At 30.5% G+C, this 25,165-nt stretch carries 27 protein-coding genes; 6 read left to right on the top strand and 21 right to left on the bottom strand.

Annotated features, from left to right (window positions below; genetic code table 11):
- From fmt to KPL55_RS04040, 13 genes are all read right to left on the bottom strand, one after another.
- Positions 1 to 930 (bottom strand): methionyl-tRNA formyltransferase, encoded by a 930-nt coding sequence (fmt, locus tag KPL55_RS04100; protein ID WP_216305438.1) that lies wholly within the window; start codon positions 928 to 930, stop codon positions 1 to 3.
- Between the two features lies 1 nt (position 931).
- Positions 932 to 1,381, bottom strand: coding sequence for a peptide deformylase (gene def, locus KPL55_RS04095; protein WP_216305437.1), 450 nt, complete (start codon positions 1,379 to 1,381; stop codon positions 932 to 934).
- 41 nt (positions 1,382 to 1,422) lie between these two features.
- Positions 1,423 to 3,624, bottom strand: coding sequence for a primosomal protein N' (gene priA, locus KPL55_RS04090; protein ID WP_216305436.1), 2,202 nt, complete (start codon positions 3,622 to 3,624; stop codon positions 1,423 to 1,425).
- Between the two features lie 59 nt (positions 3,625 to 3,683).
- The gene (gene coaBC / locus KPL55_RS04085; RefSeq protein WP_216305435.1) at positions 3,684 to 4,874 is read right to left on the bottom strand and encodes a bifunctional phosphopantothenoylcysteine decarboxylase/phosphopantothenate--cysteine ligase CoaBC; all 1,191 of its coding nucleotides are present in this window, start codon (positions 4,872 to 4,874) and stop codon (positions 3,684 to 3,686) included.
- Between the two features lies 1 nt (position 4,875).
- Entirely contained in the window at positions 4,876 to 5,094 is a 219-nt protein-coding gene (gene rpoZ / locus KPL55_RS04080; protein WP_216305434.1) for a DNA-directed RNA polymerase subunit omega, read from the bottom strand.
- Positions 5,087 to 5,698: a guanylate kinase gene (gmk, locus tag KPL55_RS04075; RefSeq protein ID WP_216305433.1), complete on the bottom strand. Its 612-nt coding sequence runs from the start codon at positions 5,696 to 5,698 to the stop codon at positions 5,087 to 5,089. Before gmk ends, rpoZ begins: the two co-directional genes overlap by 8 nt.
- A complete protein-coding gene (gene remA / locus KPL55_RS04070) occupies positions 5,698 to 5,970 on the bottom strand; it encodes an extracellular matrix/biofilm regulator RemA (protein WP_216305432.1) in 273 nt (90 codons plus the stop codon). Before remA ends, gmk begins: the two co-directional genes overlap by 1 nt.
- 14 nt (positions 5,971 to 5,984) lie before the next feature.
- Positions 5,985 to 6,863, bottom strand: coding sequence for a YicC/YloC family endoribonuclease (locus KPL55_RS04065; RefSeq protein WP_216305431.1), 879 nt, complete (start codon positions 6,861 to 6,863; stop codon positions 5,985 to 5,987).
- Between the two features lie 223 nt (positions 6,864 to 7,086).
- Complete coding sequence (locus tag KPL55_RS04060) at positions 7,087 to 8,241, bottom strand: aminotransferase class I/II-fold pyridoxal phosphate-dependent enzyme (protein WP_216305430.1); 1,155 nt, start codon at positions 8,239 to 8,241, stop codon at positions 7,087 to 7,089.
- Between the two features lie 139 nt (positions 8,242 to 8,380).
- On the bottom strand, positions 8,381 to 9,742 hold the full coding sequence (locus KPL55_RS04055) for an NCS2 family permease (protein WP_216305429.1): 1,362 nt from the start codon (positions 9,740 to 9,742) through the stop codon (positions 8,381 to 8,383).
- 145 nt (positions 9,743 to 9,887) lie between these two features.
- The gene (locus tag KPL55_RS04050) at positions 9,888 to 10,886 is read right to left on the bottom strand and encodes an asparaginase (RefSeq protein ID WP_216305428.1); all 999 of its coding nucleotides are present in this window, start codon (positions 10,884 to 10,886) and stop codon (positions 9,888 to 9,890) included.
- Positions 10,887 to 11,182: 296 nt separating this feature from the next.
- Positions 11,183 to 11,377 carry a hypothetical protein gene (locus KPL55_RS04045; RefSeq protein ID WP_216305427.1) on the bottom strand — a complete coding sequence of 65 codons (195 nt, stop codon included), beginning with the start codon at positions 11,375 to 11,377 and terminating at the stop codon, positions 11,183 to 11,185.
- Between the two features lie 243 nt (positions 11,378 to 11,620).
- Positions 11,621 to 11,764: a hypothetical protein gene (locus KPL55_RS04040; protein WP_216305426.1), complete on the bottom strand. Its 144-nt coding sequence runs from the start codon at positions 11,762 to 11,764 to the stop codon at positions 11,621 to 11,623.
- A gap of 188 nt (positions 11,765 to 11,952) precedes the next feature.
- On the opposite strand from KPL55_RS04040, the gene KPL55_RS04035 reads away from it, so the two are divergent.
- Both KPL55_RS04035 and KPL55_RS04030 read left to right on the top strand, forming a co-directional pair.
- The gene (locus KPL55_RS04035) at positions 11,953 to 12,138 is read left to right on the top strand and encodes a hypothetical protein (protein WP_216305425.1); all 186 of its coding nucleotides are present in this window, start codon (positions 11,953 to 11,955) and stop codon (positions 12,136 to 12,138) included.
- A gap of 243 nt (positions 12,139 to 12,381) precedes the next feature.
- A complete protein-coding gene (locus KPL55_RS04030; RefSeq protein ID WP_216305424.1) occupies positions 12,382 to 12,828 on the top strand; it encodes a MarR family winged helix-turn-helix transcriptional regulator in 447 nt (148 codons plus the stop codon).
- Between the two features lie 79 nt (positions 12,829 to 12,907).
- On the opposite strand, the gene KPL55_RS04025 is transcribed toward KPL55_RS04030, so the two are convergent.
- The 5 genes from KPL55_RS04025 to KPL55_RS04005 form a co-directional block, all read right to left on the bottom strand.
- Entirely contained in the window at positions 12,908 to 13,330 is a 423-nt protein-coding gene (locus tag KPL55_RS04025; protein ID WP_216305423.1) for a putative ABC transporter permease, read from the bottom strand.
- Between the two features lie 64 nt (positions 13,331 to 13,394).
- Positions 13,395 to 13,769: a DUF2264 C-terminal domain-containing protein gene (locus KPL55_RS04020; protein WP_216305422.1), complete on the bottom strand. Its 375-nt coding sequence runs from the start codon at positions 13,767 to 13,769 to the stop codon at positions 13,395 to 13,397.
- Positions 13,766 to 14,797 carry a LacI family DNA-binding transcriptional regulator gene (locus KPL55_RS04015; RefSeq protein WP_216305421.1) on the bottom strand — a complete coding sequence of 344 codons (1,032 nt, stop codon included), beginning with the start codon at positions 14,795 to 14,797 and terminating at the stop codon, positions 13,766 to 13,768. Before KPL55_RS04015 ends, KPL55_RS04020 begins: the two co-directional genes overlap by 4 nt.
- 293 nt (positions 14,798 to 15,090) lie before the next feature.
- Entirely contained in the window at positions 15,091 to 16,368 is a 1,278-nt protein-coding gene (locus KPL55_RS04010; protein WP_216305420.1) for an FAD-dependent oxidoreductase, read from the bottom strand.
- Positions 16,365 to 17,300, bottom strand: a complete 936-nt coding sequence (locus KPL55_RS04005) for a sulfide/dihydroorotate dehydrogenase-like FAD/NAD-binding protein (protein WP_216305540.1) — start codon at positions 17,298 to 17,300, stop codon at positions 16,365 to 16,367. Before KPL55_RS04005 ends, KPL55_RS04010 begins: the two co-directional genes overlap by 4 nt.
- Before the next feature lie 179 nt (positions 17,301 to 17,479).
- Here KPL55_RS04005 and KPL55_RS04000 point away from each other — a divergent pair, with 179 nt between their 5' ends.
- A complete protein-coding gene (locus KPL55_RS04000) occupies positions 17,480 to 18,139 on the top strand; it encodes a phosphatase PAP2 family protein (protein WP_216305419.1) in 660 nt (219 codons plus the stop codon).
- A gap of 53 nt (positions 18,140 to 18,192) precedes the next feature.
- Here the strand turns inward: KPL55_RS04000 and KPL55_RS03995 are convergent, their stop codons facing one another.
- Positions 18,193 to 20,517 (bottom strand): ATP-dependent Clp protease ATP-binding subunit, encoded by a 2,325-nt coding sequence (locus KPL55_RS03995; protein ID WP_216305418.1) that lies wholly within the window; start codon positions 20,515 to 20,517, stop codon positions 18,193 to 18,195.
- Positions 20,518 to 20,588: 71 nt separating this feature from the next.
- Positions 20,589 to 20,741 carry a hypothetical protein gene (locus tag KPL55_RS03990; protein WP_216305417.1) on the bottom strand — a complete coding sequence of 51 codons (153 nt, stop codon included), beginning with the start codon at positions 20,739 to 20,741 and terminating at the stop codon, positions 20,589 to 20,591.
- A gap of 212 nt (positions 20,742 to 20,953) precedes the next feature.
- Between KPL55_RS03990 and KPL55_RS03985 the strand changes: the two genes are divergently transcribed.
- A complete protein-coding gene (locus tag KPL55_RS03985) occupies positions 20,954 to 22,546 on the top strand; it encodes a recombinase family protein (protein WP_216305416.1) in 1,593 nt (530 codons plus the stop codon).
- A 207-nt stretch (positions 22,547 to 22,753) separates the two neighbouring features.
- Here the strand turns inward: KPL55_RS03985 and KPL55_RS03980 are convergent, their stop codons facing one another.
- The gene (locus tag KPL55_RS03980) at positions 22,754 to 23,881 is read right to left on the bottom strand and encodes a D-alanyl-D-alanine carboxypeptidase family protein (RefSeq protein ID WP_216305415.1); all 1,128 of its coding nucleotides are present in this window, start codon (positions 23,879 to 23,881) and stop codon (positions 22,754 to 22,756) included.
- A 161-nt stretch (positions 23,882 to 24,042) separates the two neighbouring features.
- Here KPL55_RS03980 and KPL55_RS03975 point away from each other — a divergent pair, with 161 nt between their 5' ends.
- Both KPL55_RS03975 and ytfJ read left to right on the top strand, forming a co-directional pair.
- Entirely contained in the window at positions 24,043 to 24,633 is a 591-nt protein-coding gene (locus KPL55_RS03975) for a DUF2953 domain-containing protein (protein WP_216305414.1), read from the top strand.
- Positions 24,626 to 25,090: a GerW family sporulation protein gene (gene ytfJ, locus KPL55_RS03970; protein ID WP_216305413.1), complete on the top strand. Its 465-nt coding sequence runs from the start codon at positions 24,626 to 24,628 to the stop codon at positions 25,088 to 25,090. The genes KPL55_RS03975 and ytfJ overlap by 8 nt, the downstream gene beginning before the upstream one ends.
- The last annotated feature ends 75 nt before the right edge of the window (positions 25,091 to 25,165 follow it).

Genomic DNA, 25,165 nt, shown 5'->3' with positions numbered 1-25,165 from the left:
TTATATTAAGATTATACCTATTTCTATCTTATTTCCTATTATGTAATCTTTTACCTTTAAAGGCTTTTTACCAGGGAATTGTATTTCCTCGATAAGTAAAACACCATTACCAGTGACTACCTTTAATCCCTCTTTTGAGACCTCTATAATAGTTCCAACTTTTTTATCAGATAACTCTTCGATTACTTTCGACCTATATATTTTCATTACCGCGTTCTCATAATGAGTATATGCGATTGGCCATGCATTTAACCCTCTTATAAAATTGTGAATATCACTGCTACTACATTTCCAGTCTATATTAGCCATTTCTTTTCCTAGCTTTGCCGCATATGAACTCATTTCGTTTTCCTGTTTAACAGGCTTTATAGTATTGTTAACTATACCATTTATTGTTTTAACTAAAAGCTGACCACCACCACTGCTAAGAATATCATGAAGCTCACCCGCAGTAATTTCGCTTGTAATGTCCACTTCTTCTGTTAAAAGCATATCTCCAGTATCAAGTCCTACATCCATTTTCATTGTTGTATTACCACTTTTACTATCACCATTAATTACAGACCAGTTTATAGGAGCTGCCCCCCTATATTTGGGTAATAACGATGCATGTAAATTTATACATCCACATTTCGGAATATCTAGTACTTCTTTTGGAAGAATTTGACCAAATGCTACTACTACAATAAAATCTGGTTTTATGTTTTTAATTATTTCTATCATTTCTATATTGTTTTTGAGTTTTAAAGGCTGATATACTGGTATATTAAAATTTATGGCGAGCTCCTTAACAGGTGACATGGCTAATTTCTTTCCTCTACCCTTTGGCCTGTCTGGCTGAGTAAAAACAGCTGAAACTTCAAATTCATCTATAAGTGCCGAAAGAGATGGCACCGAAAATTCTGGTGTACCCATAAAAATTATCTTCATATTATTCCTCACCCTCTATAGCTTTATCTATAAATAGTATACCATCTAAATGATCAATTTCATGACATAGTGCCCTTGCAAGAAGGTCTTCTCCCTCAATAACTAACTCTTCTCCTGCCTCACTTAGAGCTTTAACTTTAACCTTTTGTGGTCGATCCACATTTTTTTGTATACCTGGTATACTTAAGCAACCCTCACTGCCAAGTTGTGATCCTGACATTTCTACAATTTGGGGATTAATTAATGCTATAGGACCTTCCCCAATATCTATAACAACTATTCTTTTTAAAATTCCCACTTGAGGTGCAGCAAGGCCTATACCATTCGAATTATACATAGTCTCTTTCATATCTTTAATTAATAATAAAACTCTTTTATTAATTTCATCTACAACTTTGCTTTTTTTTCTTAAAATTTCATCACCATTTGTCCTAATTGTTCTTGTAGCCATGTGAAAAACCTCCTAATCATAAATTATAATCTTTAGTTCTATTAGATCATATTACTAGGGTTAACATCTATACTAACCCGTATACTTGTATAAACATTTTTAACTAATTCATAAACTGAATTCTTTATTTCTAGCGCAATTGCTTCTTCAATATTTCCTTTAATGATAATTTGCCATCTATAAAAGTTCTTTATTTTAGATATTCCACAAGGACATGGTCCTAATAATGTAATTTTATCATTATCTTTGATCTTATATTTTAAATTTTCTCCAACATTCTGTATACTTTTTATTAACAAAGGCTCATCCTCAGAGCTCAGAGTTATTACTAGAATACTTGTAAACGGTGGATAATCCATAGCTCTTCTCATCATTATTTCATCTTTGTAAAAACTATCATAATCGTTATTTGCTGCATATTGAAGTGTTAAACTGTCTGCGCTATATGTTTGTATTACAACATTTCCTTCTTTCGTTCCCCTACCTGCACGTCCTGAGACCTGGGTAAGAAGTTGGAATGTCCTCTCGAAAGCCCTGTAATCAGGTAAATTAAGAGATAAATCTGCTGCTATTACCCCTACTAAAGTAACATTCTCAAAATCTAATCCTTTAGCGACCATTTGGGTTCCAATTAAAATATCTGCCTGTTTGTTTTTAAATGTATTATAAATATATTCATAAGAATTTTTTTTCCGTGTTGTGTCAAAATCCATTCTCAGAGTTCTTGCACTTGGAAAAATTCTATTAATTTCTTGCTCAATTTTTTCTGTACCAACTCCAAAATATTTCACATAAGTGCTTCCACAACTAGGGCATACTTTACTAATTCTTTCTTTTTCACCACAATAATGACAAGTTAGGTAATCAGAAGCGCTATGATATGTTAATGAAATATCACATTTTTTACATTTAAATACATATCCGCATTTTCTGCAAGATACAAAGGTTGAAAACCCTCTTCTATTTAAAAATAAAATTATTTGCTCGTGTTTTCTTAAAGATTCAGTAATCCCCTCAAAGAGTGATTTACTAAATATTGACCTATTGTTATTCATAAGTTCCTCGCGCATATCAACTATTTCAACACTCGGCATTGATGCACCATCAGCTCTCTCGCCTATAGTAATCAGTTCTAATTCATTTATTGTTGACCTATAATAGCTTTCAATAGATGGTGTTGCTGATCCTAATATTAATATACAATTTTCTAATTCGCATTTCATATAAGCTATTTCTCGAGCATCAAATTTAGGGTCACTATCTGATTTATAACTTGCTTCATGCTCTTCATCAATAACAATTAATCCTAAATCTTCAAAAGGCAAAAATATAGCTGACCTTGCCCCAATTGCAATCTTGACATTCCCTTGCTTTACTCTCATCCATTCATCATATCTCTCGCCATCAGATAACCTACTATGAAAAACTGCTATATCTCGTCCAAATCTACCTTTAAACCTTTCAACCATTTGCGGTGTTAGCGATATTTCAGGAATTAAAATTATAGACTGCTTATTATCTTTTAACATGTAACTAACCAAATTCATGTATATCTCGGTCTTTCCACTACCTGTAACTCCATGAATTAAGAATTTTTTATTGTTTGAATTCATTATTAAATCCACTGTTTTCTTTTGATTTTCATTAAGTATTTTTTCTTCATACCTCGAGTAGTCTTTTTCATTATACCTATTAATTACAACCTCTTTAGTGCCCAAAAATTCATGTTTAATCATTGTATTTATTGATGATAATGAAACATTAAACAGTTTGCTAAATTCATTTTTGTTATATTTCATATTATCATTTTGTATCATCATGTAAATATTTTTATAAGGTTCATTTAAAAATTTACCTTCAAGTTCCTTGCAAGTAGTTAATAATTGTGCTGTTTTCTTTTTTATACCTTTTGTTATTCCCCTTGGAATAATAACTTTTATGCACTCTAAATATGTACAAAGATATTTCTTTTTCATTATCTTTATAAGTTCAATATCAGTTATTTTAAGGAGTGGAATCTCATCACAAATACTTGCTATTTCTTTAATATTATTTACATTTTCACACTGCTTATACAATTCTAAAACAAAAGCATCCAATGTTTTGTTTCCTCTACCAAATGGAACTTTAACTCTAAATCCTAAGTGAACGCTGCCTATTAAATTTATAGGTATTTTATATGTGAACACCTTATCCACTTGAACAGAATCGTTATTCACCACAACTCCAGCATACTGATACACTTAATCACCCTTTTAGTTTTATAATTTTCTTTAATAATCTATAATAAATAAAAAGCGCATTAGCGCTTTTTATTTATTAGATTAAACAATTCCCTAGCAATTTCTTTTTTCGACATTTTTTCTATTGCTATTGGATCATTATCTTTGCTTAAAATAATTACCTTATTATCATCTGTTCCAAAACCAACATCTGTTTTTGTTATATCATTTGCAACTATGTAATCTAAATTTTTCTTTAAAAGTTTTGCTTTTGCATTTTGAAGTAAATCATTACTCTCAGCTGCAAAACCTACTAATATTTGCTTCTTCTTAAGCGACCCTAATTCTTGTAAGATATCATTATCGCGTACAAATTCTAAATTTAAACCATTTTCACTTTTCTTAATTTTTTGACTTGAGTATATCTTGGATTTATAATCAGATACAGCTGCTGCTTTTATAACTATATTGCTATTTTCATAATTTTTTATTACAGCCGTCCTCATCTCATCATTAGTGTTAATTTTTATGATACTTACTCCTAAGGGTTCTTTTTCATGACATGGTCCAGATATAAGAGTAACAATTGCCCCTCTATCTCTAGCTTCCCTTGCAATTGCATAACCCATTTTACCTGATGACCTATTAGTAATAAATCTTACTGGGTCAATAGGTGCAATTGTAGGCCCAGCAGTAACTAAGACCTTAGTTCCAATCATATCCTTTATTGGATACAACTTACTCATAATAATTTCGAAGATATCTTCAGTTGGAGCAAGTTTTCCCTCGCCTATGTCACCACACGCAAGTCTTCCTGATGTAGGATCAATAAAATCATATCCGTAAGACTTGAGCTTTTGAATATTACCTTGGAGTATTTTATTATTATACATATTAACGTTCATAGCTGGCGCAAATATAACTGGAGCATTTGTTGCCATAATAGTTGTCGTTAACATATCGTCAGAAATACCATTTGCAACTTTACCAATTATATTAGCAGTTGCTGGAACTACAACAACCAAATCTGCCTTTTTAGCAAGCGATATATGTTGTAATTCCCATGCTTTAGGTTCTTCAAACATATCACCAATGACAATATTTTGACTAAGTGTTTGAAAACTTATGGGATTCACAAACTCTTTAGCTGCTTTAGTCATGATAACATATACTTCAACGTTTTCTTTTTTAAGTCTACTAATAACATCAAGCGCCTTGTATACTGCTATCCCACCCGTTACACCAATAACTACGCTCTTTGAGTTTTCCATACTATTTTATTCCTTCTTGTGTAGTAATTGCGACAATAGCTCCTTCATAAATTTCATGTATAGCTATAGTTACTGGTTTAGTAGAATCTACCTGTACAAGTGGGCTTTGACCCTCTATTATTTGTCTTGCTCTTTTTGATGTTGCTACAACCAAAGAATACCTGTTGTCTACCTTTTCTAACAAGTTTACTATTGATGGATTTATCATTGAATTATTCATTACTAATTTCCTCCTTTAGAAAATCTCCATTCATTCTATCAACTCTACACCTTTCTGCAATTACAATACTTTGAATTTTATTACAAGCATTGTCTACAGTGTCATTTACAACTGCATAATCATATTTTGATACAAAACTGATTTCTTTATGAGCAGATGTAAATCTAGTCATTAGGGACTCCGGTGTTTCACTGCCCCTATTTGTAATTCTATTTCTTAATTCCTCCATTGATGGTGGAAGAATAAAAATAAACAAACCACTTGGATAAGCCATTTTTACATTAAGAGCACCTTGAATATCTATTTCTAGTATTACATCCTGGCCGCTATCTAATACCTTTAGAACTTCAGATTTAGGTGTTCCATAATAATTTCCATAGACCTCTGCATATTCAAGAAAATCCTTTGAAGTTATTTTCTCCTTAAATTCATCTTTACTTATGAAAAAATAGTCTATACCATTTATTTCAGCATTTCTTGGACTTCTTGTAGTCGCGGATACAGAAATCCAAAAATCATTTTTTTCAAGAAGAGCACTGCACACAGTTCCTTTACCAGCTCCAGAAGGTCCTGATATAACAATCAGTTGCCCTCTACAGTTCATTATTCCTCAACCTCATCTAAATGTTCCTCATCTTTAACAGATAATCTATGTGCAACAGTTTCAGGTTGAACAGCCGATAAAATAACATGATCGCTATCAGTTATAATAACCGCTCTAGTTCTTCGTCCATAAGTTGCATCAATTAGCATACCTCTATCTCTTGCCTCTTGAATTATTCTTTTAATAGGCGCTGATTCAGGACTAACTATAGCTACCAATCTATTTGCTGAAACAATGTTTCCAAAACCTATGTTTATCAACTTTATACTCATCGTGTGCCTCCTGTTTATTCTATGTTTTGTATTTGTTCTCTAATTTTTTCTATTTCACTTTTCATACTAATTACTGTATTTAAAATTTCTAGATCATTTGCTTTAGATGCTATTGTGTTTGTTTCTCTATTTAGTTCTTGAATAATAAAATCAAGTTTCCTACCAATTGGTTCATTTAACAAAAGAGTTTCCCTCATTTGTTCTATATGACTATTGAGCCTCACAAGTTCTTCATCTATTCCAACTTTATCAGCAAATATCGCAATTTCCATAGAAACTCTATTTTCATCAAACTCAACTTCCTTATTCAGAGTATTTAGCCTTTGAGTTAACTTTAGTTTATACTCACCAACTACAAGCGGTGCTCTTTTCTTAATATTTCCAACTAGATTATTAATGAAATTACATTTAAGTATAACATCCGAAAGTAACTTCTCTCCCTCTCTTTCTCTCATAAAAAGAAGCGATTCAAGGGCCTTACTCAATGCTTGTTCAATAGGTTCAAATGTTTGTGAAACATCTTCTTCCTTTTGTTTAAGCGTTATAACCTCAGGTAGCCTTGCTATTGTATCAATTGATATATCTCCAGCCAGGCCATATTTATCTTTTAAAATTTGAAAACAATCTATATAGCTTTGTGCCAATTTCTCATTTAGAGAGGCTTCTACATCTTCCTTATCATAACTACCCTGAGTTACATAAACATCAAGTTTTCCTCTCTTTACTTTTTCCCCAATAATCTTTCGTATTTTATCCTCAAAAGCAATTAATACTCTAGACATTCTTATGTTAGTTTCGAAATATCTATGATTAACACTTTTAATTTCTATTGTAAAGCTTTTACCATCTTTTTCAGAGTTTCCTCGCCCAAACCCAGTCATACTCCTAATCATAACAACTCATCCTTTCCATGTTCATTTTAAGCCCTTAGTAAGTATACATAAACTATAACCTAAATTTCAAGCTTAAATTATAAATTTCTACTTTTATTACGAATTTAATTTTAATAATACTAATAAATCGTAATTGATACCTTTTAATTAAGCTCACACCTATAATAAAATATTTCCTATATACTTTATATTATACCAATAATAATACTATTTAACTAATAATTTAAAGAATACATTTTTTTATATGTTTTAGGGCTTCCTCAATAACAAACTTATCTTTTGTAAGCGCTATACGAAAATAATCATATCCTAGCTTTCCAAAAACATTGCCAGGTAGAACCACAATTCCATAATTAATCAGCAATTCCTCACAGAATTCATTAGTAGTATAGTTTCTAGGTGTTTTACACCACAAATAAAAAGTAGCCTCAGCATCAAAAAAATCTATGTTTTTTTGTTTAAGGACGCTTTTACACATTGATCGTCTTTCATCGTATATTTTTCGTGCATTCTGAACATAATCACGTTCTAAATTAAGAGCCGCAATCGCAGCCTTTTGCACTGGAATAAACTGCCCTGAATCACAATTGCTTTTTATTTTTGAAAGAGCACTTATAACATTAGCATTTCCTACCCCATACCCTATCCTATATCCTGTCATATTGTAAGTTTTAGATAAAGTACCAAACTCTATGCATAACCTATTTTTGTCATATTGCATAAGACTAATAGGTTCTTTATTTACTTGAATTATTTCATTATAAGCTGAATCATTGCATAAAACAATATTATTATCATAAGAAAACTTAATAATCCTCTTATAGAAGTCACTACTTGCTACTGCACCTGTTGGATTATTGGGATAATTTATAAACATAAGTTTGCATTTATTTACGACTTTTTCAGGAATAATTTCAAGGTTTGGCATATACCCATTACTTCTCGATAATGGCACAGTATATGGGATACACCCCCAAAGTTTGCTGCAAATTTTGTAAACAGGATAAGCGGGTTCGGGCACTATTACGCAGTCCCCAACATCGCAAACAGCTGGCACTATATTACTTATTCCTTCCTTTGATCCTATAAGAATTATTACCTCATCTAAATTTAAACTTACATTATAAACATCATTATAATAATTTATAACCGCTTTCCTTAGTTCAATAACACCATCATAAGGAGGATAATTGTTATATCCATCATCTTTTAGGGCGCCAATTAGTGCATCCGTAATATTTGAATGAACTTCTAAATCTGGATCTCCAATACTCAAATCAATAATTGTTTTGCCAGAGTTAATAGCTTTATTCTTAATATCATCAATTTTTTTGAAATGGTATTCCTCAACATTGGATAACCTATTATTTATTTTCATAATATCACCCTTTTTACATTTTTATATTATCTTATTCTGGTGATATTAAATTTGTTACAGTGCATTACTTCAATAAAAAAATACTATAGCAATATGAGTCGATCTCTCATGCTATAGTATTTACCTAATATTCTTATTGTTATTGTAAACCTGTAACAACTAATTTAATAATAAATAATACTGCTAAAATATACACTACAACTGAAACTTTCTTTCTTTTACTCGCATCCTTAGTAAATAGATTACTCACTAAGTTTAAAACAGCATAAGAAAGAATTCCTATTGTTAATCCATCCCCAATGCTATAAGTTAAAGGCATTAGTGCAATTGTTAAGAAAGCAGGTACGCCCTCTGTAAAATCACTGAAATCTATTTTAACTATGTTTTCCATCATAAAGAATCCCACAATTATTAGAGCAGGTGCAGTTGCACATGTTGGTATTGCAATAAACAAAGGCGAAAAGAACATTGCTACTAAAAATAATATTCCTGTAACAACTGACGCAAGTCCAGTCCTAGCTCCTTGTGCAACACCAGCTGAGCTTTCTACATATGTTGTTACTGTTGAAGTACCAAGGAAAGCTCCCAATGTAGTAGCAACGGCATCTACTAGTAGTGCACGTCCAGCATTTTTCACCTTACCATCTTTATCAACCAATCCAACCTTTGATGCAACGCCTACTAAAGTTCCTATAGTGTCAAAAAAATCAACAAATAAAAATGTTAAAACTATTACTATAAATTTCCATACAGTGTCCCAACTAGTAAGGTATGAAAAATCTAATTTACCTGCAATTGGTTTTATTGACTCAAATTTAAATATGCCTTGAGGAGTCCCTATTTTATAAGTTGCAGCTACTTCTGGTGATATAATTGCAAATAGCCATGCTAGTAATGTACTTGCAACTATTCCCCATAATATGGCTCCCTTAACGTTTTTCTTTGATAACACTACAATTATAATTACGCCTACAACAGTTATTAATACTGTAGGACTTGTGAAGTTCCCCATAGCTACCTTTGTTGCATCATTACTAACTACAATTCCAGAATCTACAAAACCAATAAATGCAATAAAAAGTCCAATACCTGCTGTAACCGCCAATTTTAGTGTTGTTGGTATAGCGTTAACAACAGCTTCACGTACATTGGTTAATGATAATATAATAAAAATAATTCCTTCTACAAAGACAGCAGCTAATGCTACTTGCCATGGTATTTTCATTCCAATTACAACAGTGTACGCAAAGTATGCATTTAAACCCATCCCTGATGCTAAAGCAAAAGGTAAATTAGCATATAAGCCCATAAATATTGTAGCGAATGCCGCAGTTAAACAAGTTACTGTTACTATAGCTGGTGCTGGCATTCCTACCCCTGGATCCCCTAATATGTTCGCATTAACTGCAATAATGTATGCCATGGTTAAAAATGTAGTTATTCCACCTATAACTTCTTTTTTCACGTCACTTCCATTTTCTTTTAGCTTAAAGTATTCCATTTAGTTTTACCTCCATTATGTTTTCAATACAAAAAAATTCTAATAGGTTAATTGAACCTATAGATAAAATTTTGTTTTTACAAATAATATTATCAATAATATACATATCCGTCAATACCATCACGAATATTTAAACACAATATTATTATAAAATTCGGCTTTTGTAACTACCACTTTCAAATATATCTTGAATTTTATCCCTATCAGATGTGCTAGCAAGTGCAAGCATAAGTTTAATTCTAGCCTTTTGACCTGGCAGGCTATCTCCAAAAATCACTCCAGCATTCCTAAGTTCTTTTCCACCACCTGGGTAGCCATAAGAATCTAATACCCTTCCTTTGTAACATCTAGATACAATTACTACCACAACGCCCTTATCTATAGCTGCCTTTACACCCTCTGCCATTTCAGGCGGTATATTACCCCTTCCCATAGCTTCTATAACAAGGCCTCTAGCGCCATTCATAACACAAAAATCAATTAATTTAGAGTCCATTCCTGCACAAGCTTTTATTAAATCTACTTTATTTTCTACTTTATCTGTTATTATATAATCTTTTTTTAAACTATCCCTGTAAAATATGGCTTCATTATTATCAATAATTCCTATTGGACCAAACTCTGGGCTCTGGAAAGTATTTAAACTCATAGAATGTGATTTAGTGACCTCCCCTGCACAATTAAGCTCATCATTTAAACATACTAATACCCCTCTGTTACGTGCCTCTTCTGATATAGCAGTGCAAATAGCAGCCGATAAATTTGCTGGGCCATCATACCCAAGTTCCGAACTATTTCTCATTGATCCTGTAACAATAACAGGTTTTGGATTATCGATTGTAAGGTGTAGCAAATATGCTGTTTCCTCAAGCGTATCGGTGCCATGAGTCACTACAACCCCACATATATCATCCCTACTTAAGAAGCTTTGTACATATTTAGATAAATCCATCATTACCTCGGGTGTTACGTGAGGGCCAGGTAAATTTGAAAAAGTGTATGATTCGATTTGTGCATAATTTTCAATCCCCGTAACCATAGACATCATTTCCTCACCACTCAACGTTGGAACTGCAGCGCTTATTCTTGGATCAACGCTCATAGAAATTGTGCCACCGTTAAATATAACCACAACTTTTTTCATTTAAATCCCTCCAAAATCATTAGTCTTAATATCCAATAATCAATTATATATCTTATGATTGCAACAACAATTTTGACCAAGTTTATTTTTTTTAAAAAACATTAGTTGTGCGCAACAAACAAATTCTATTCTACAATACATTCTTAACAATTAAAACTCTTATTTAAACTTATCCGATAATAATAGAAAAGAATAAGATATACTCATTGTTTCAAGCATACCCTATTCTTGTCCTCATCACTAAAATCTCATATTGTTCTGTATACTACATAACTAGTCCTACTCAATACTATCTATTATTTTAAATATTTGAATAAAGACTTTTCTATTTCATCAGCAGCATTATCATCAATGGTTATAAACTGCCTACGGCCATCCAATGCTTTAACTTCTATTTTCCCAATTTCTTGACCAGTAAGTTTATCTATATCACGTTCAAATTTCATTATCTTATAACTTTCATCTATAGAGTTATCTCCCTCATTTACCATAAACTCATGCTCCTTTCTATTTAAAAATGTATATCAAAAATTAATTTAATTTCTTTTTTCTTTTTCCACTTTCCTTTGTTTATCACTACGCTCTGTTCTTTTAGTCCCAATATTAACTTGCTGTTTATTAACTTCACTTTTCTTGCCCTTTTGCATGTCATAACCTCCTTAAAAAACGGATTTCCTTATGATTCGATTTGTTCTAATTTTCGCTTGTCATAAATTATTAATTTATGTTTTAACCTAATCAAGAGTTTCTCCATTAAAATTTTTATACAAAGGTGGTTTTTCTTTAGCCCCTTTACTTTTTTTAGGACTACTTATATTGTCACGTTTAATATTAATGTTACTGTTTTTGCTCCCTCCAACATGTTGATGATCAGGCATATTTAAAACTCCCTTCAATTTAAATTATGTTAACTTTACATCTCTATTTTCTCTCCATATAATATTTATTATACCTAAAATATTTATTAAACATCAAATAAGCACTTAATCTTTTTTTTGGTAATATTCATTCACATATAAATAATATATATATGTAATATAAATAAGTATTTAATGAGGTGTATAAAATGGATAAAGAATTAAAAAAAATAATACATGAAGAAATTAATGAACCACTTAATAACATTGTTGATATATTCACGCCTAAACCTAAAAAGTCGAATTATAAGTTAGTTGTATTTTGGATTGTAGTAGGTTGTCTTGCAATGATATTACTTTATTATACTTACAGAATACTTTATATTTATTTTTAAATCATAGCTTAATAATTAGTCTCGAATAAAATCCCATTTATTACATTGATTATATTGTGATAATTGGGATATTATTATACATATGTTTCATTTTTTTTAATTGTCAAATGATTGCTTGCCATTTTTATCTTAGCATGATAAAATTAGTTGTGTTCAATTTAATTTAATATCATTTAATTAGTAATCATCCAGTTAAATTAATTGAAAAAAAATTATACTTTAAAATAAAGGAAGTGTTACTCCATGAATTATGAGGCTCTCAAATTAGATAACCAATTATGTTTTGCACTATATGCTTGTTCTCGTGAAATAACAAAATTATATAAACCATTCTTAGATAAATTAGGAATAACCTACACTCAATATATTTCTCTATTAGTATTATGGGAAAAAGATAATATCACTGTAAAAAGCATGGGAAAAAAATTGCATCTTGATTCTGGTACTTTAACCCCATTACTAAAAAAACTAGAAGCCATGAATCTTGTGACAAGAGTTCGTGATACTGTTGATGAACGAAATGTATACGTTAGTTTAACTCCAAATGGAATTGAATTAAAAAAAATGGCTATTGAAATACCAAATAAACTTTTTTGTTGCACTGGACTTTCACTTGAAAGCGCCGTAGTTTTGAAAGAGAATATTAGCTCACTGTTATTAAGTTTAACTCCTAGTGATAATAGCAAATAAAAATAATGTTGTAAGTTTAATGTATATTTAACATTTCTCTTACAACATCATTTTTTTAATTTTAAATATCTAATTTAACTTAATTAGCATTACTACTAATGCTTCTTTCAATGCGCATTATAATATCATGTACTTGCTCGAGCATAATTCCATATGCAAACCAAACCGGTGCATAACTCAATGTAATTATCCCGAATATTGACAGCGTTCTATTTACATAGTTCCATGGGCACTCACCTAAAACTAATCTAAGCAGTAGTCCGCTAACTAATTCTACTGCAAATATAAGAACCATATATGTTCCTCCCCTCACAATAAGCGGAAGATGTTTTATCCTATAATGCACAGGTTCAAGAAATATAGCAAGACCATATATAGGGAACATCCAGATACAAGTTGTGCCTCTGAGAAGCACATCACCCTTAAGCATTGATCCAAGTCCGGTCCACAAAACCTCCGCTAAGAGGCCTAAACATCCATATATAACAAATTTTTTCCACATAAATATATTATGTCTATTAGTTTCTAATATATACCACTAAATTATATAAGTTTAGCAGGATTAATTATAAATTTATTAATATATTTTCTCCATTAAACAAGACACTAATATAGCTTTCCTGAATTTTTATAATAGGTATTTGATCACAGTTGAAATTTTTTCCAACATTTACAGCACCAACTATAGCAGAAATTAGAACATGTTTTCCTTTATTAATTCTAGATGTTAATGTTGGTATAATTGTACGTGAATATATGAGGTTTGTATTTGGCTCTGGTGTAATAATCTCAGCCTTTCGGTCTCCATTATAATCAACAATTCCAGTAACATTCCCACTGAACCCATAAAATATCTTATCTTTAAAGATATATTCCACTCCCTCACTTGCTGGTGCAGAAAAAGCACCCTCCGCAGTATCTAATATTCGATTGGTTTTCAAGATTCTCTTACTATAAGACTTGTTTTAATTATCTTATTTTTAGGTGTTTCTATCTTTTTAATTATATTAATTATGGTATTTACTGCTTCTTTACCAATGTCCTCATAATTTTGATATACTGTTGTAAGTTGCGGGCTAACTAACTCCGAGATATATGTTCCATCAAAACCCGTCACTGAAATATTCTTTGGAACCTCAAGGCCCACTAACTTTATAGCCCTAATTGCTCCTATTGCTACTAAATCATTTATACCAATAATCGCTGTAGGAACTTTTTTCCCTTTAAGAAGTTTCTCCATTGCTTTAACACCACTTTCAATAGAAAACCCATCATAAATCATAAAAGTTTTGTCCACTTTTATCCCATGTTTTTTTAAAGCTTTTATATATGCCTTATGCTTTATCGAGGTTGAAGTTGAGTTTGTTATGCCTCCTAAAATAGCAATATCCATATGCCCAAGTCCCACTAAATAATCTACTAACTTAATTATGCCATCTTCTTCATCAGTAACAATTTTGTAACAATCTACTCCAGTCATCTTACCATTTACAATCACAACCGGTATTTTATTAGCAAGTCTTTGTAAATCTGATTCATAGTTTATAATTGTTTTTATAGCATTCACTCTATGACCCATAAAAATTACTGCATCAACATGTTTTTCTGATAAAGTTTTTACGTGTAGTGCTTCAACTTTAGAGTTATCCATAGAATTGCATAAAATCATTGAATATCCGAATTCTAAAGCGACTTTCTCAGCTTCTAAAAAAATTGTTGAAAAAAAAGGATTCGTTATATCCGGCAAAATAAACCCTATCATCATCGACCTTTTCTTAAATAAACTTCTTGCCACTTCATTAGGTTGAAAGTTGTGTATTTTAATTATTTCTAGCACTCTTTGTTTTTTATCTTCATTTACTTTAGCACTACCTGTCAAAACTCTTGAAACTGTTGCAGGCGAAACATTGGCTTCTTTTGCTATATCATAAATTGTTATATCCTTCTTTAGACTTTCATTATTTACCATATTATTTATTTCCTTTCGATTTTGTAAAATAATTATGAAACCCGTTTCATACCTTAGTAAAATAATACATTTTATGAATTGATTTGTCAATAGTATTTCAAAACAAAATATACAAGTACCTGAAAAATTCTATTTTTTAATGAAATCATGACATACACTCTGAATTTTTTCTATTATTACGTTACGTTTATATCCAAGTCAACATAGCAAATAAAAAAAACGATATTGTAAGATTAATGCACATATTACATTAATCTTATAACGTCATTTTTTATAATTTATACTATCTATTTTTATATAAGCTTTTCACTAAATATATCCGTCAAATTTACTTTCTCAACTCTTTTCTTTATTTCATCTCCATCCAAAGAGAAAAGCCCAAGTTCCTGCATTCTTTTAAAATACTCTGCTCCTGCAAATGTATACCTATTTCTTCTTCCTTCTTTGGATTGCATTTTTTCATTTGCATAAGCTATTATATCTCCTACAGCAAGCGATCTTGGTAATATTAAAAGTGGCATTCCCAAATAATTTCTTATTGCATTGTGACCTGCTAGTGCACCTGTCACCATGGCCTCTGTATGCCCAACAAATAGTCCCGACTTCTCACCTGCACAAAATAAATTATCAAGTCCTACTACCTTCATACTGTTTGTCCTTGGCGCTACTGATAAATATCTTATAGAGTTTCCTTTGCCCCCTGCAATTGGATCTATATATTTTGCGTTTTCAAGACCTTTTATTTTCCTTAACTTATCTAAGGGGTAATAAGAAGTCATTAGTTTAGCATCCCCTGTATCTAATAAAATCATATTCTCTGCAAACTCTTTTAGTGCATATTGCTGACATACTTTTACTTTAAGTTTATCTAGATTTACATCTTCCTCGGGCACTTTTAAAATAACTACTCCTGTTTCTTCAAGTTTCTTCTTTACATCTTCTCCTAAAGAAGTCTTAGCTAATTTACAAGAGCCGCTAAACGCTCCATACACGTCTTCTTCTCTTTCCCCTTTTAAGTCTTCAACCCCTGCTCTGTAACTTATGCTTACTCTGGGTCCAAAAGCTGGGCACCTTAAAACACACATCGAACAACCATTTCCATATTTTAAGCAATTACCCATTGGACCAGTTGACCCTGTGGTCTCTATAAATAAATCTGCTTCTACATATTTACCATCTGACAAATATATTCCCTTTATTGTATTTCCATCTTTCTCAACATCTACTACTCTTGTTGTCATATTTAATTCAATATCCATGTCTTTCAAACATTTTACAACTGCTGGTTCTATTTTATTCACATCGTAAAGCCAAGCATTTTTATGCGCAGGGAATTCAATGTTTTTATGTCTACTGTTAGCATCAGTCACATGTATTAAATCACCAGCCCCTAGTGCTATTAATTCTTCTGCCGCAGTATATCTTCCATTATTTCTCATTATACCACCTGCATTTCCAAGTCCTAAAAGCATATCAGTTTTTTCATATAATGCTACCTGAGCCCCTGCTTTTTTTGCTGTAATTGCTGCACTGCAGCCAGACCACCCACCACCAATTATAATTACCTTCAAAATATTCTCCTCCCTTCCAATACATATTTAGGTTCTGTCTGCATCTTGCAGAGCCTTCTTAATTTAAGGTCGTTATTAACTCTTGTGCAACAGCCGCAAACCCCTTCTCCACAGCACATTTTAGCATTATTACAACAAGAATATCTAATGTTCTTATTCTTGCCCTCTACTACCTTCATAAGATCATAATTTAGTACATCAGCAGCATCACAATGAACTAATGCAACATCATTATTACTAAATAATTCATTTAAAACATTTTTGAATCCAGCCGTCATTATTCCATTATCTATAGTATTGCACTCCAATACTTTTGAAACATATTTCTGTAGATACTCGCCTACAAAGGTATTTTTATAAGGCGAATTATCAAGTATAACTATAACTTCATTATTATTTGTATGCAAATGCTTTATTACTGGTATCATAGGTGCTTGCCCTATACCTCTTGCTACAATTAAGCATTTACTATTTTTAGTTTCATATATGTTTTTAAGTCCCATTGCTCCATTCCAGAATGGACCTTTTACTATCAATTCTTCACCTATATTTAACACATCTAATGCTTTAGTTTTTACACCTTTAAGCTCTATAGCAATAGTTATTGTGTTATTTTTAGTATCAGTATCCATTATAGATATCGGAGTATCAAACCGTGCTTCAGTGTCTGGCCTTCGCACAAATATATAACTTCCAGGATGAACTAGTTCACTTACCAATTTATCACTAGCATCAATAGTCATTATAATAAGATTGTCCTCAAATTTGTTTTTCTCTAATATTTTGCAATTGTAATATTTCCTACTTTCTTTAGCTTTATAGTTGTTTGTAGCATATTCTTGGTAAATACATACTCCGTTAAAGTTGCAACAATCACAGAAATCTTTTCCTGCAAGCTGCGAACATAATATACAGTCTCCTGTTTCTGCCAGATGGCAAGGACATGGTCGTTACATCAAACTGCGATGTTAAAGCGTGTGATTGTAATTCTCTATATACTTGTACTAATTTTTTGTAATGATTACATAATATTTATGTATATTATTTAATATATCTATTGAAAATATTGTAATCTTCCGTTAAAATAGTCTTAGTAGAAAGGACTGATTGTTTGAAAAATATTTTTAGAAAGTTATTACCATTAATACTTATTGGTCTTGTTCCTTTTTCCAATTTATTTTATTGGACACTAAATGGAACTCAAAGAGGAGTTTATGATCTAACTACTGATTTAGATAGATCTTTGCCGCTTATAAAAATTTTTATAATACCTTATATGACCTTATGGTTTTTTTTAGCCTTTTGCTATGTTTATTTGTGCTTTAAAAACAGAAAAGTTTATTATAGGATTATGATTACTTTATTTTTATGTTATGTTGTAGCTTTTACCACTTACTATTTTTTTCAAACCACCGTGCCAAGGCCTATAGTTACAGGGGATGATATATTTTCAAAGCTAATTTTGTTCACCTATAACTCTGATGCTCCAAACAACTGTTTTCCTAGCATACATGTAATTACTGCATACCTAGCTGTAAAAGGTATTAATGCTACTAATGCTAGAAAACTAATTAAATTTCCAGTTAACATTATAGGTTTTTTAATAATTATATCTACTGAATTTGTGAAACAACACGTGATAATGGATATATTTTTCGCAATATTTATATGTCAAACCTTTTTCATTTTGATTGTTTATCTTGAGCAGCAGTATATACTTTATAATTCGGTAAAAATTCAAAATTCACTCAATGAAAATATTAACCAATAATTTAAAAAAGCAAAAGTTACTGAATAGTCTTCAGCAACTTTTGCTTTATTTATTTATACTATAACAATTTTATCATCTTTTAGCTCTACAGATATTTTAGAACCCTCACCAAATTTATTTTGGAGATAGTGCTCAGCAATCTCATCTTCAATATATTTTTGAATAGTTCTCCTAAGTGGTCTTGCACCGTATTTTTCATCATACCCTTTTTCTAATATAAAGTCTTTTACCTCTTCTGAAATATGCATTGTAATTTTCTTTTCTCCTACCTCTTCAACAACTTCCATAACCATTAAATCTACTATTTTGCGAAGCTCGGCCTTTTCAAGTGGAGTAAATACAATAATCTCGTCTACTCTATTTAAAAACTCCGGTTTAAAAGCTTCTTTTAAAGCGTCCTTTACCTGTGCCTCTAAAACATCATAATTACCTTGAACAAAACCTATGCTACTTGCTTTAAACTTAGTACCAGCATTGGATGTCATTATTATCACGGTATTTTCAAAGAAAACAGTTCTACCTTGACTATCTGTTAGTATACCGTCTTCAAGAATCTGCAATAACATATTAAATACATCTGGATGAGCCTTCTCTATTTCATCTAAAAGAATTACCGAATATGGCTTCCTTTTGACTTTTTCAGTTAATTGACCACCTTGATCATAACCTATATAACCTGGTGGTGCACCAATTAGCTTCGATACTGTATGCTTTTCCATGTATTCAGACATATCTATGCGTATTAATGCCTCTTCACTTCCAAAAAGTTCACACGATAGTGCCTTAACTAGCTCAGTTTTTCCTACACCCGTTGGTCCTACAAAAATAAAGGAAGATGGTTTTTTCTTTTTTCTAAAACCTGAACGATTTCTCCTTATTGCTCTAGCTAAACTTTTAATCGCCTCATTTTGTCCTATAACTCGTTTGTGAAGTTTACTTTCTAGGTTTAGTAACTTATGCGCTTCCTTCTCAGTAATCTTTTGTATTGGAATTTTAGTCCATGATTCAATTACGTAAGCAATATCCTCTAAAGTGATCTGAACCTGGCTACATTTCTCCTGGGTTTCATTAATATCTTCTTTTATTTTGCATAATTCCATTCTATATTCTGCTGCTTTTTCAAAATTTCCAGTAGCCTCAGCTTCCTTTTTATCATGTTGAATTTTTTCTGATTGTTCTTTTAATCCCGCAAGCTCAATGAGCCCTTTATTTTTCAAATTAGCTCTAGAACCAGCTTCATCAATAACGTCTATTGCTTTATCCGGCAAAAATCTATCCGTTATATATCTCTCAGATAAATTTACAACCTCTTCAATAACCTCATCAGATATTTTGACTTTATGATATTCTTCATAATATCCTCTTATTCCTTTTAAAATCTCAATTGTTTCAGCAATAGTGGGTTCTTCAACAAGGACAGGTTGAAACCTTCTCTCAAGTGCAGCGTCTTTCTCAATATACTTTCTATATTCCTCAAGAGTTGTTACGCCTATAACTTGAATTTCACCCTTTGCCAGTGCAGGTTTTAAAATATTGGCTGCATTCATTGCGCCACCTTGAACTTCACCTGCGCCCATAATATTGTGTACCTCATCAATAACTAATATTATATTTCCATTTTCTTTAGCTTCTTCAATTATTGATTTCATGCGGCTTTCAAATTGGCCTCTAAATTGTGTCCCTGCAACTACTGCAGTGAGATCAAGTAAGTAAACTTCTGAATTATATAGTTTTTCTGGAACTTGTTTTTCTACAATCCTTACAGCAAGACCTTCTGCAATAGCAGTTTTCCCTACGCCTGCTTCCCCAATTAAAATAGGATTATTTTTACTTCTTCTATTTAATATCTGTACAACACGATCAATTTCTTTATATCTTCCAACAACCTTATCTACACCTCTATGCATAGCTTTATCTGTTAGATTTATGCCATATGTATCTAAGTGCTTTCTTTTCTTTTTAAACCAGTTCTTTTTTGATTTATCTTCTGGTGCTTCTTTAATTTTCGAAAAAGCTTCACCCTCACCCTCACCCTCTAAAAAATCATTGTTTTTATCGGTTTGTGAGAATAACCCATTAAAAATATTACCAATAATATTCTTTTTATCCTTATTTTCAATATTCATATCTGTTGAATCCATATCCTCAAGGTTTATATCTTCTAAATTCATATCCTTAAACATATTTCCCATTTGTTCATTTAAACTTTCAATATCCTCTGTAGACAATCCAGCTTGCTGCATCAATTGATCCATTACTGGGATCCCCTGCTTTTTAGCACACTCAACACATAACCCTATAGTTTCAGTTTTTCCATTTTCAATTTTTGATGTTAAAATCATTGCTATATTTTTTTTGCATATTTCACATAACTTCATATAAATCATCTCCATATTTTATGTTGTATTGATTATTATATCATTCTTCTATGAAATTTGTTCAATATATTCTACTTAATTATTAACTTTTCTAATAATTCGGTTATTTCCTGTAATGAAAACTCAGAAGTTACTATTTTTGCAACAGCACGCGAGTAATATTCATCCAAAAGTTCTACTTGTTTTATATTTAATTCTGAAAGAATTATAGAGTTAACCTTCATTTATAGTCCCCCAAATAAGCTATTATCTTATATTATGCAGTTTCGACTTTAATGTTACAAAAATTATTGGATCTAAATACAGCTATTTATATATAAACCGTAATATTTTTTTTTTATATACATATCTTAATTTTGGGAAGATATTATCGTTTCTAAGATATAGCATTAATTTTTATATAGCATATATAATCAATTATTAAGGAGTAGATAAATTGAAAACTGCTGCAATATACTCCCGAAAATCAAAATTTACAGGAAAAGGCGAATCAATAATAAATCAAATCGAATTGTGTAAGCGAGAAGGAAATCATTTAGGTATTGAACAATTCATTATATATGAAGATGAAGGTTTTTCAGGTAAAAACATTAAAAGACCCCAATTTCAAAAAATGCTTAATGATGCTAAAGAAAAAAAATTTCATGTTCTCATCTGTTATAGATTAGATAGAATAAGTAGAAATATATCTGATTTTACTTCTCTTATAAACGAATTAGATTGTTTGCATATAAGTTTTATAAGTGTTAATGAACAATTTGACACATCAACTCCAATGGGAAGAGCTATGATGTATATTGCTTCTGTTTTCGCGCAACTCGAACGTGAAACTATCGGAGAAAGAGTTCGCGACAATATGCTCGAGCTTGCTAAAAGCGGAAGATGGCTAGGTGGTCAAACCCCTATGGGATATAACAGTAAAAAAATATCATACTTGGATACACAGTTCAAAGAAAAGACAATGTATACATTGTCACCGATAAAAAAGGAATTAGATGTAGTAAAAATAATTTACGATAGATATTTACAATATAAATCAATTAGCCAAGTTTTTATATATATTTTTAAAAATAACATTAAAACAAAAAACGGAGTTGACTTTAATAAGAAAAGGATTCAACTTATATTAAGAAATCCACTTTATGTAAGAGCAAATGAAGCAGTTATGAATCATCTTCAAGTTATTGGAATGAATGTGACGGGCAAAACGAATTCCAAAAATGGAATTTTAACTTATAATAAGAGTCAAGGCGCTAGAGTTAAGCGCGATATAACACAGTGGATTGCAGCAGTCTCAACTCATGAGGGTATTATTGATGCTACTTCCTGGCTTAAGGTTCAGAAAATATTAGACATAAATAAAACAAAGGCACCAAGGCTTGGAACTTCATCAGCAGCATTACTTACCGGAACTTTAAAATGTTCTAAATGTGGTAAAAGTATGATTGTGAAACATGGTCATATTAGTACTATTACCAACAAAAAAATTCAATACTATGTTTGCAGTACTAAGGATTTTTCAAAAGGCTCTCGATGTAACAATCCTAATATACGCGTAGATGAGCTCGAAAATGTAGTTATTGGTAGTTTAAGTAATATTCATCTTATGAAAGATATATTAATTGATGAATTAAATAAAATAAAATCAGAAAAATCTAAATATAATTTGGTTTTATCCGAGATTGAGAGTTTACCAGAGGAAATAGATATTAAACAATCTCAAATAAATATTTTAGTAAACCAACTATCTTTAGACAATGACATATCTAAGTATCTAAAATCGCAAATATTAAAATTAGGTAATGAACTGGAAACTCTAAATATTAAATATAAGAAAATAAAATCTACTTCTAATAAAAACAATAATTTAAATATAATAAACTTTGTAAACTCTTTAAATGATTTTTCATCAATAATAAATACATTGAATTTTAATAATAAACGTTTATTAATTAATACTCTAGTAAAATCTATATTTTGGGATGGTACTACTGGCATAGCACATATTAATTTAATATCTTTAAAATAAAACACTAAACCACATATCGCAGTTTAGTGTTTCTATGACAATATTCACTTCCTACATCAATGCAATCGTAGGGTTCATAACTCATCAACATAACCTCCTAAAGTACTATACTATTAAAATATTTAAAAACACAAGTTTTGTTACAAATAAGTTATAAAACTTATGTTTTCTAAATATTAAAATCTATACTAATAAGCACTTGTTAAATTAGTTATTAATAAATAAGTTTTTTATCTCATTTATTTTTATAATGAAATTGCTTTTTTTATTAGCATAATCCTTAGCTACTAGCGCCTGTGTTAATAACAGTTTATTATCAGCATATATTTCCATCCTGCCAACATTTTCTCCCTTTTTTACTGGCGCATAAACCTTATATAAGGGCTTTTTAATTTTATAGGTAATGTTTTGATTGTTTTTTACAGGGATTATAATATCCTTTCCACTTACTAATTCAACATTATTAATCCCATTCTTTATTGTAAGGTGTTCCAAAACATCACCTTTACTTACTATTTTCTGAAATTTATAATTGTCTTCAATATATTTATTAATTTTTTCAGTTTCTTTCCATCTAGGTGTACAATTTAAAGTAATAATAATAACATCTCTATTTTCTATTTTTACTGAAGTTACAAGGCATTTACCTGCCTTCCCAGTAAAACCTGTTTTAACTCCTGTTGAGTTTGGCAAAAGATATAGAATCTTGTTTATATTATGATAACTTCGTGTAAAATTATGCTCACTTGCATCAACATCTTTAGATCCAACTATCTCATTAAAAAATTGAATTTGTTTAGCCTTTGCTGTAATTAAGGCTAAATCATATGCTGTCGAATAGTGATTAGCACTATCTAATCCGTGAGGTGATTCAAAATTACTGTTTAACAATCCTACCTCTAATGCGTATTCATTCATAAGTTTTAAAAATTCATCAACACTCCCACTTACTCCTTCAGCAATCGCTATTGCTGCATCATTTCCAGACCTTAGCAAAAGCCCATATAATAACTCTCTTAAGGTTATTACTTCTCCTTCTTTAAGTCCAATCTCAGAACCACGTATAGTTGCAGATTTTTTTGATATCGTAATTCTCTTATTCAAATCTCCACATTTAATTGCAACTAAAGCAGTTATTATTTTTGTAGTGCTTGCTATCTCAATTGGTGTATATGCATTCTTTTGGTATAAGACAAGTTTTGAATCACAATCTAATGCTATAGCACTAATAGCATTAATATATAAATCATCAGCATAAACATTTTGAACACATAATGTAAATAATAAAAAAAGACTTAAGCCTAAAGATAGATGCACTTTGAAATTTTTTATCATGGTTTCACCTCTTCTAAATTTTTTAAAATCTGAATTTATATTATATTTTTTAATAAATAAGGAGTATAAATACATATAAAATCAAATATTATATGTATTTATTGATTTTTTTTAATATTGTTGGGTATAATACCAGTTATTAGATAGATTGGGAGGTCAACATGTTTAAATGTTTTTTAATATTATTTTTATTGTTATTAATTATATTATTTCCAATCCCAATAAAAATAACTCTTAAATACTCAAACAAACTTTTGGAAATTTTCATATATAAAAAGAAGTTAAATATTAATAAACCTTTAAAAAAAAGTAAAAAAGCAAATTCAAATGAACCGAATACCAAATCATTACAAATTTATTTAAAATCTCTAATAACATACAATTCAGATGACATGAAATTAATTTCTTATAAAATTAAGAATTTAAAATTAATGCCTACACTAATTTTAAATACTAAAGTAGAGTATGGACTAGATGATGCTGCAGTGGTAGCTATTTTATTTGGCTCTCTATATACTGCTTATAGTTTTTTACATAAAATATTATTAAACTTTTTTAAAGTTAAAAACATGGATTTTAATGTTATCCCTCATTTTGAAGAAAATGATTTGCATATTGAAATATCAAGTATAATTTATATCAGTTTATCAAAAATTATTTATACGGCATTTAAGATACTCCCCTGCCTTATGAAAATAAAACACAACAAATCAAATATGAAAGAATATAAAGGAGGAAATGTACATGGATAACCATCCTATTGAAAATTTAATGAAGAGTACAATGGAAAGTATAAAAGATATGATAGATGTGAACACTATTATAGGTGATCCTATAAAGTCAATAGACGGAACTACAATTATTCCCATTTCAAAAGTATGTTTTGGTTTCGCATCTGGCGGAACTGAATTCGATAATGTTAAATCTACCGATTCAGATAATAAATATCCCTTTGGAGGTGGTTCCGGAGCTGGAGTCACTGTAAAACCTGTTGCATTCTTAGTAGTTAAAAGCGATTCAGTAAGGCTTCTATCAGTTGACCAGCAGAATTCTTATGATAAAATCGTGGATACAGTCCCACAGGTCATGGATGTTATCAAGGGCCTATTCAAAGATAAAAATGATAAAGATAAAAATGATAAAGAAAAAGATAAAGATAAAAGTGATAAAGTCGCTGAATATGAAGAAAATGAAGAGTGTGATGAATAATTAATTTTTTTGTAGTTTTAGTTGAATAATAATAGTAATAATAATATATAAACCCCATCATAATATTCTTATTAA

Origin of the sequence: Clostridium lacusfryxellense, from assembly GCF_018861735.1 — a bacterium.
Lineage (GTDB): Bacteria > Bacillota > Clostridia > Clostridiales > Clostridiaceae > Clostridium_AD > Clostridium_AD lacusfryxellense.
This window is presented reverse-complemented; position numbering and strand designations above follow the sequence as displayed.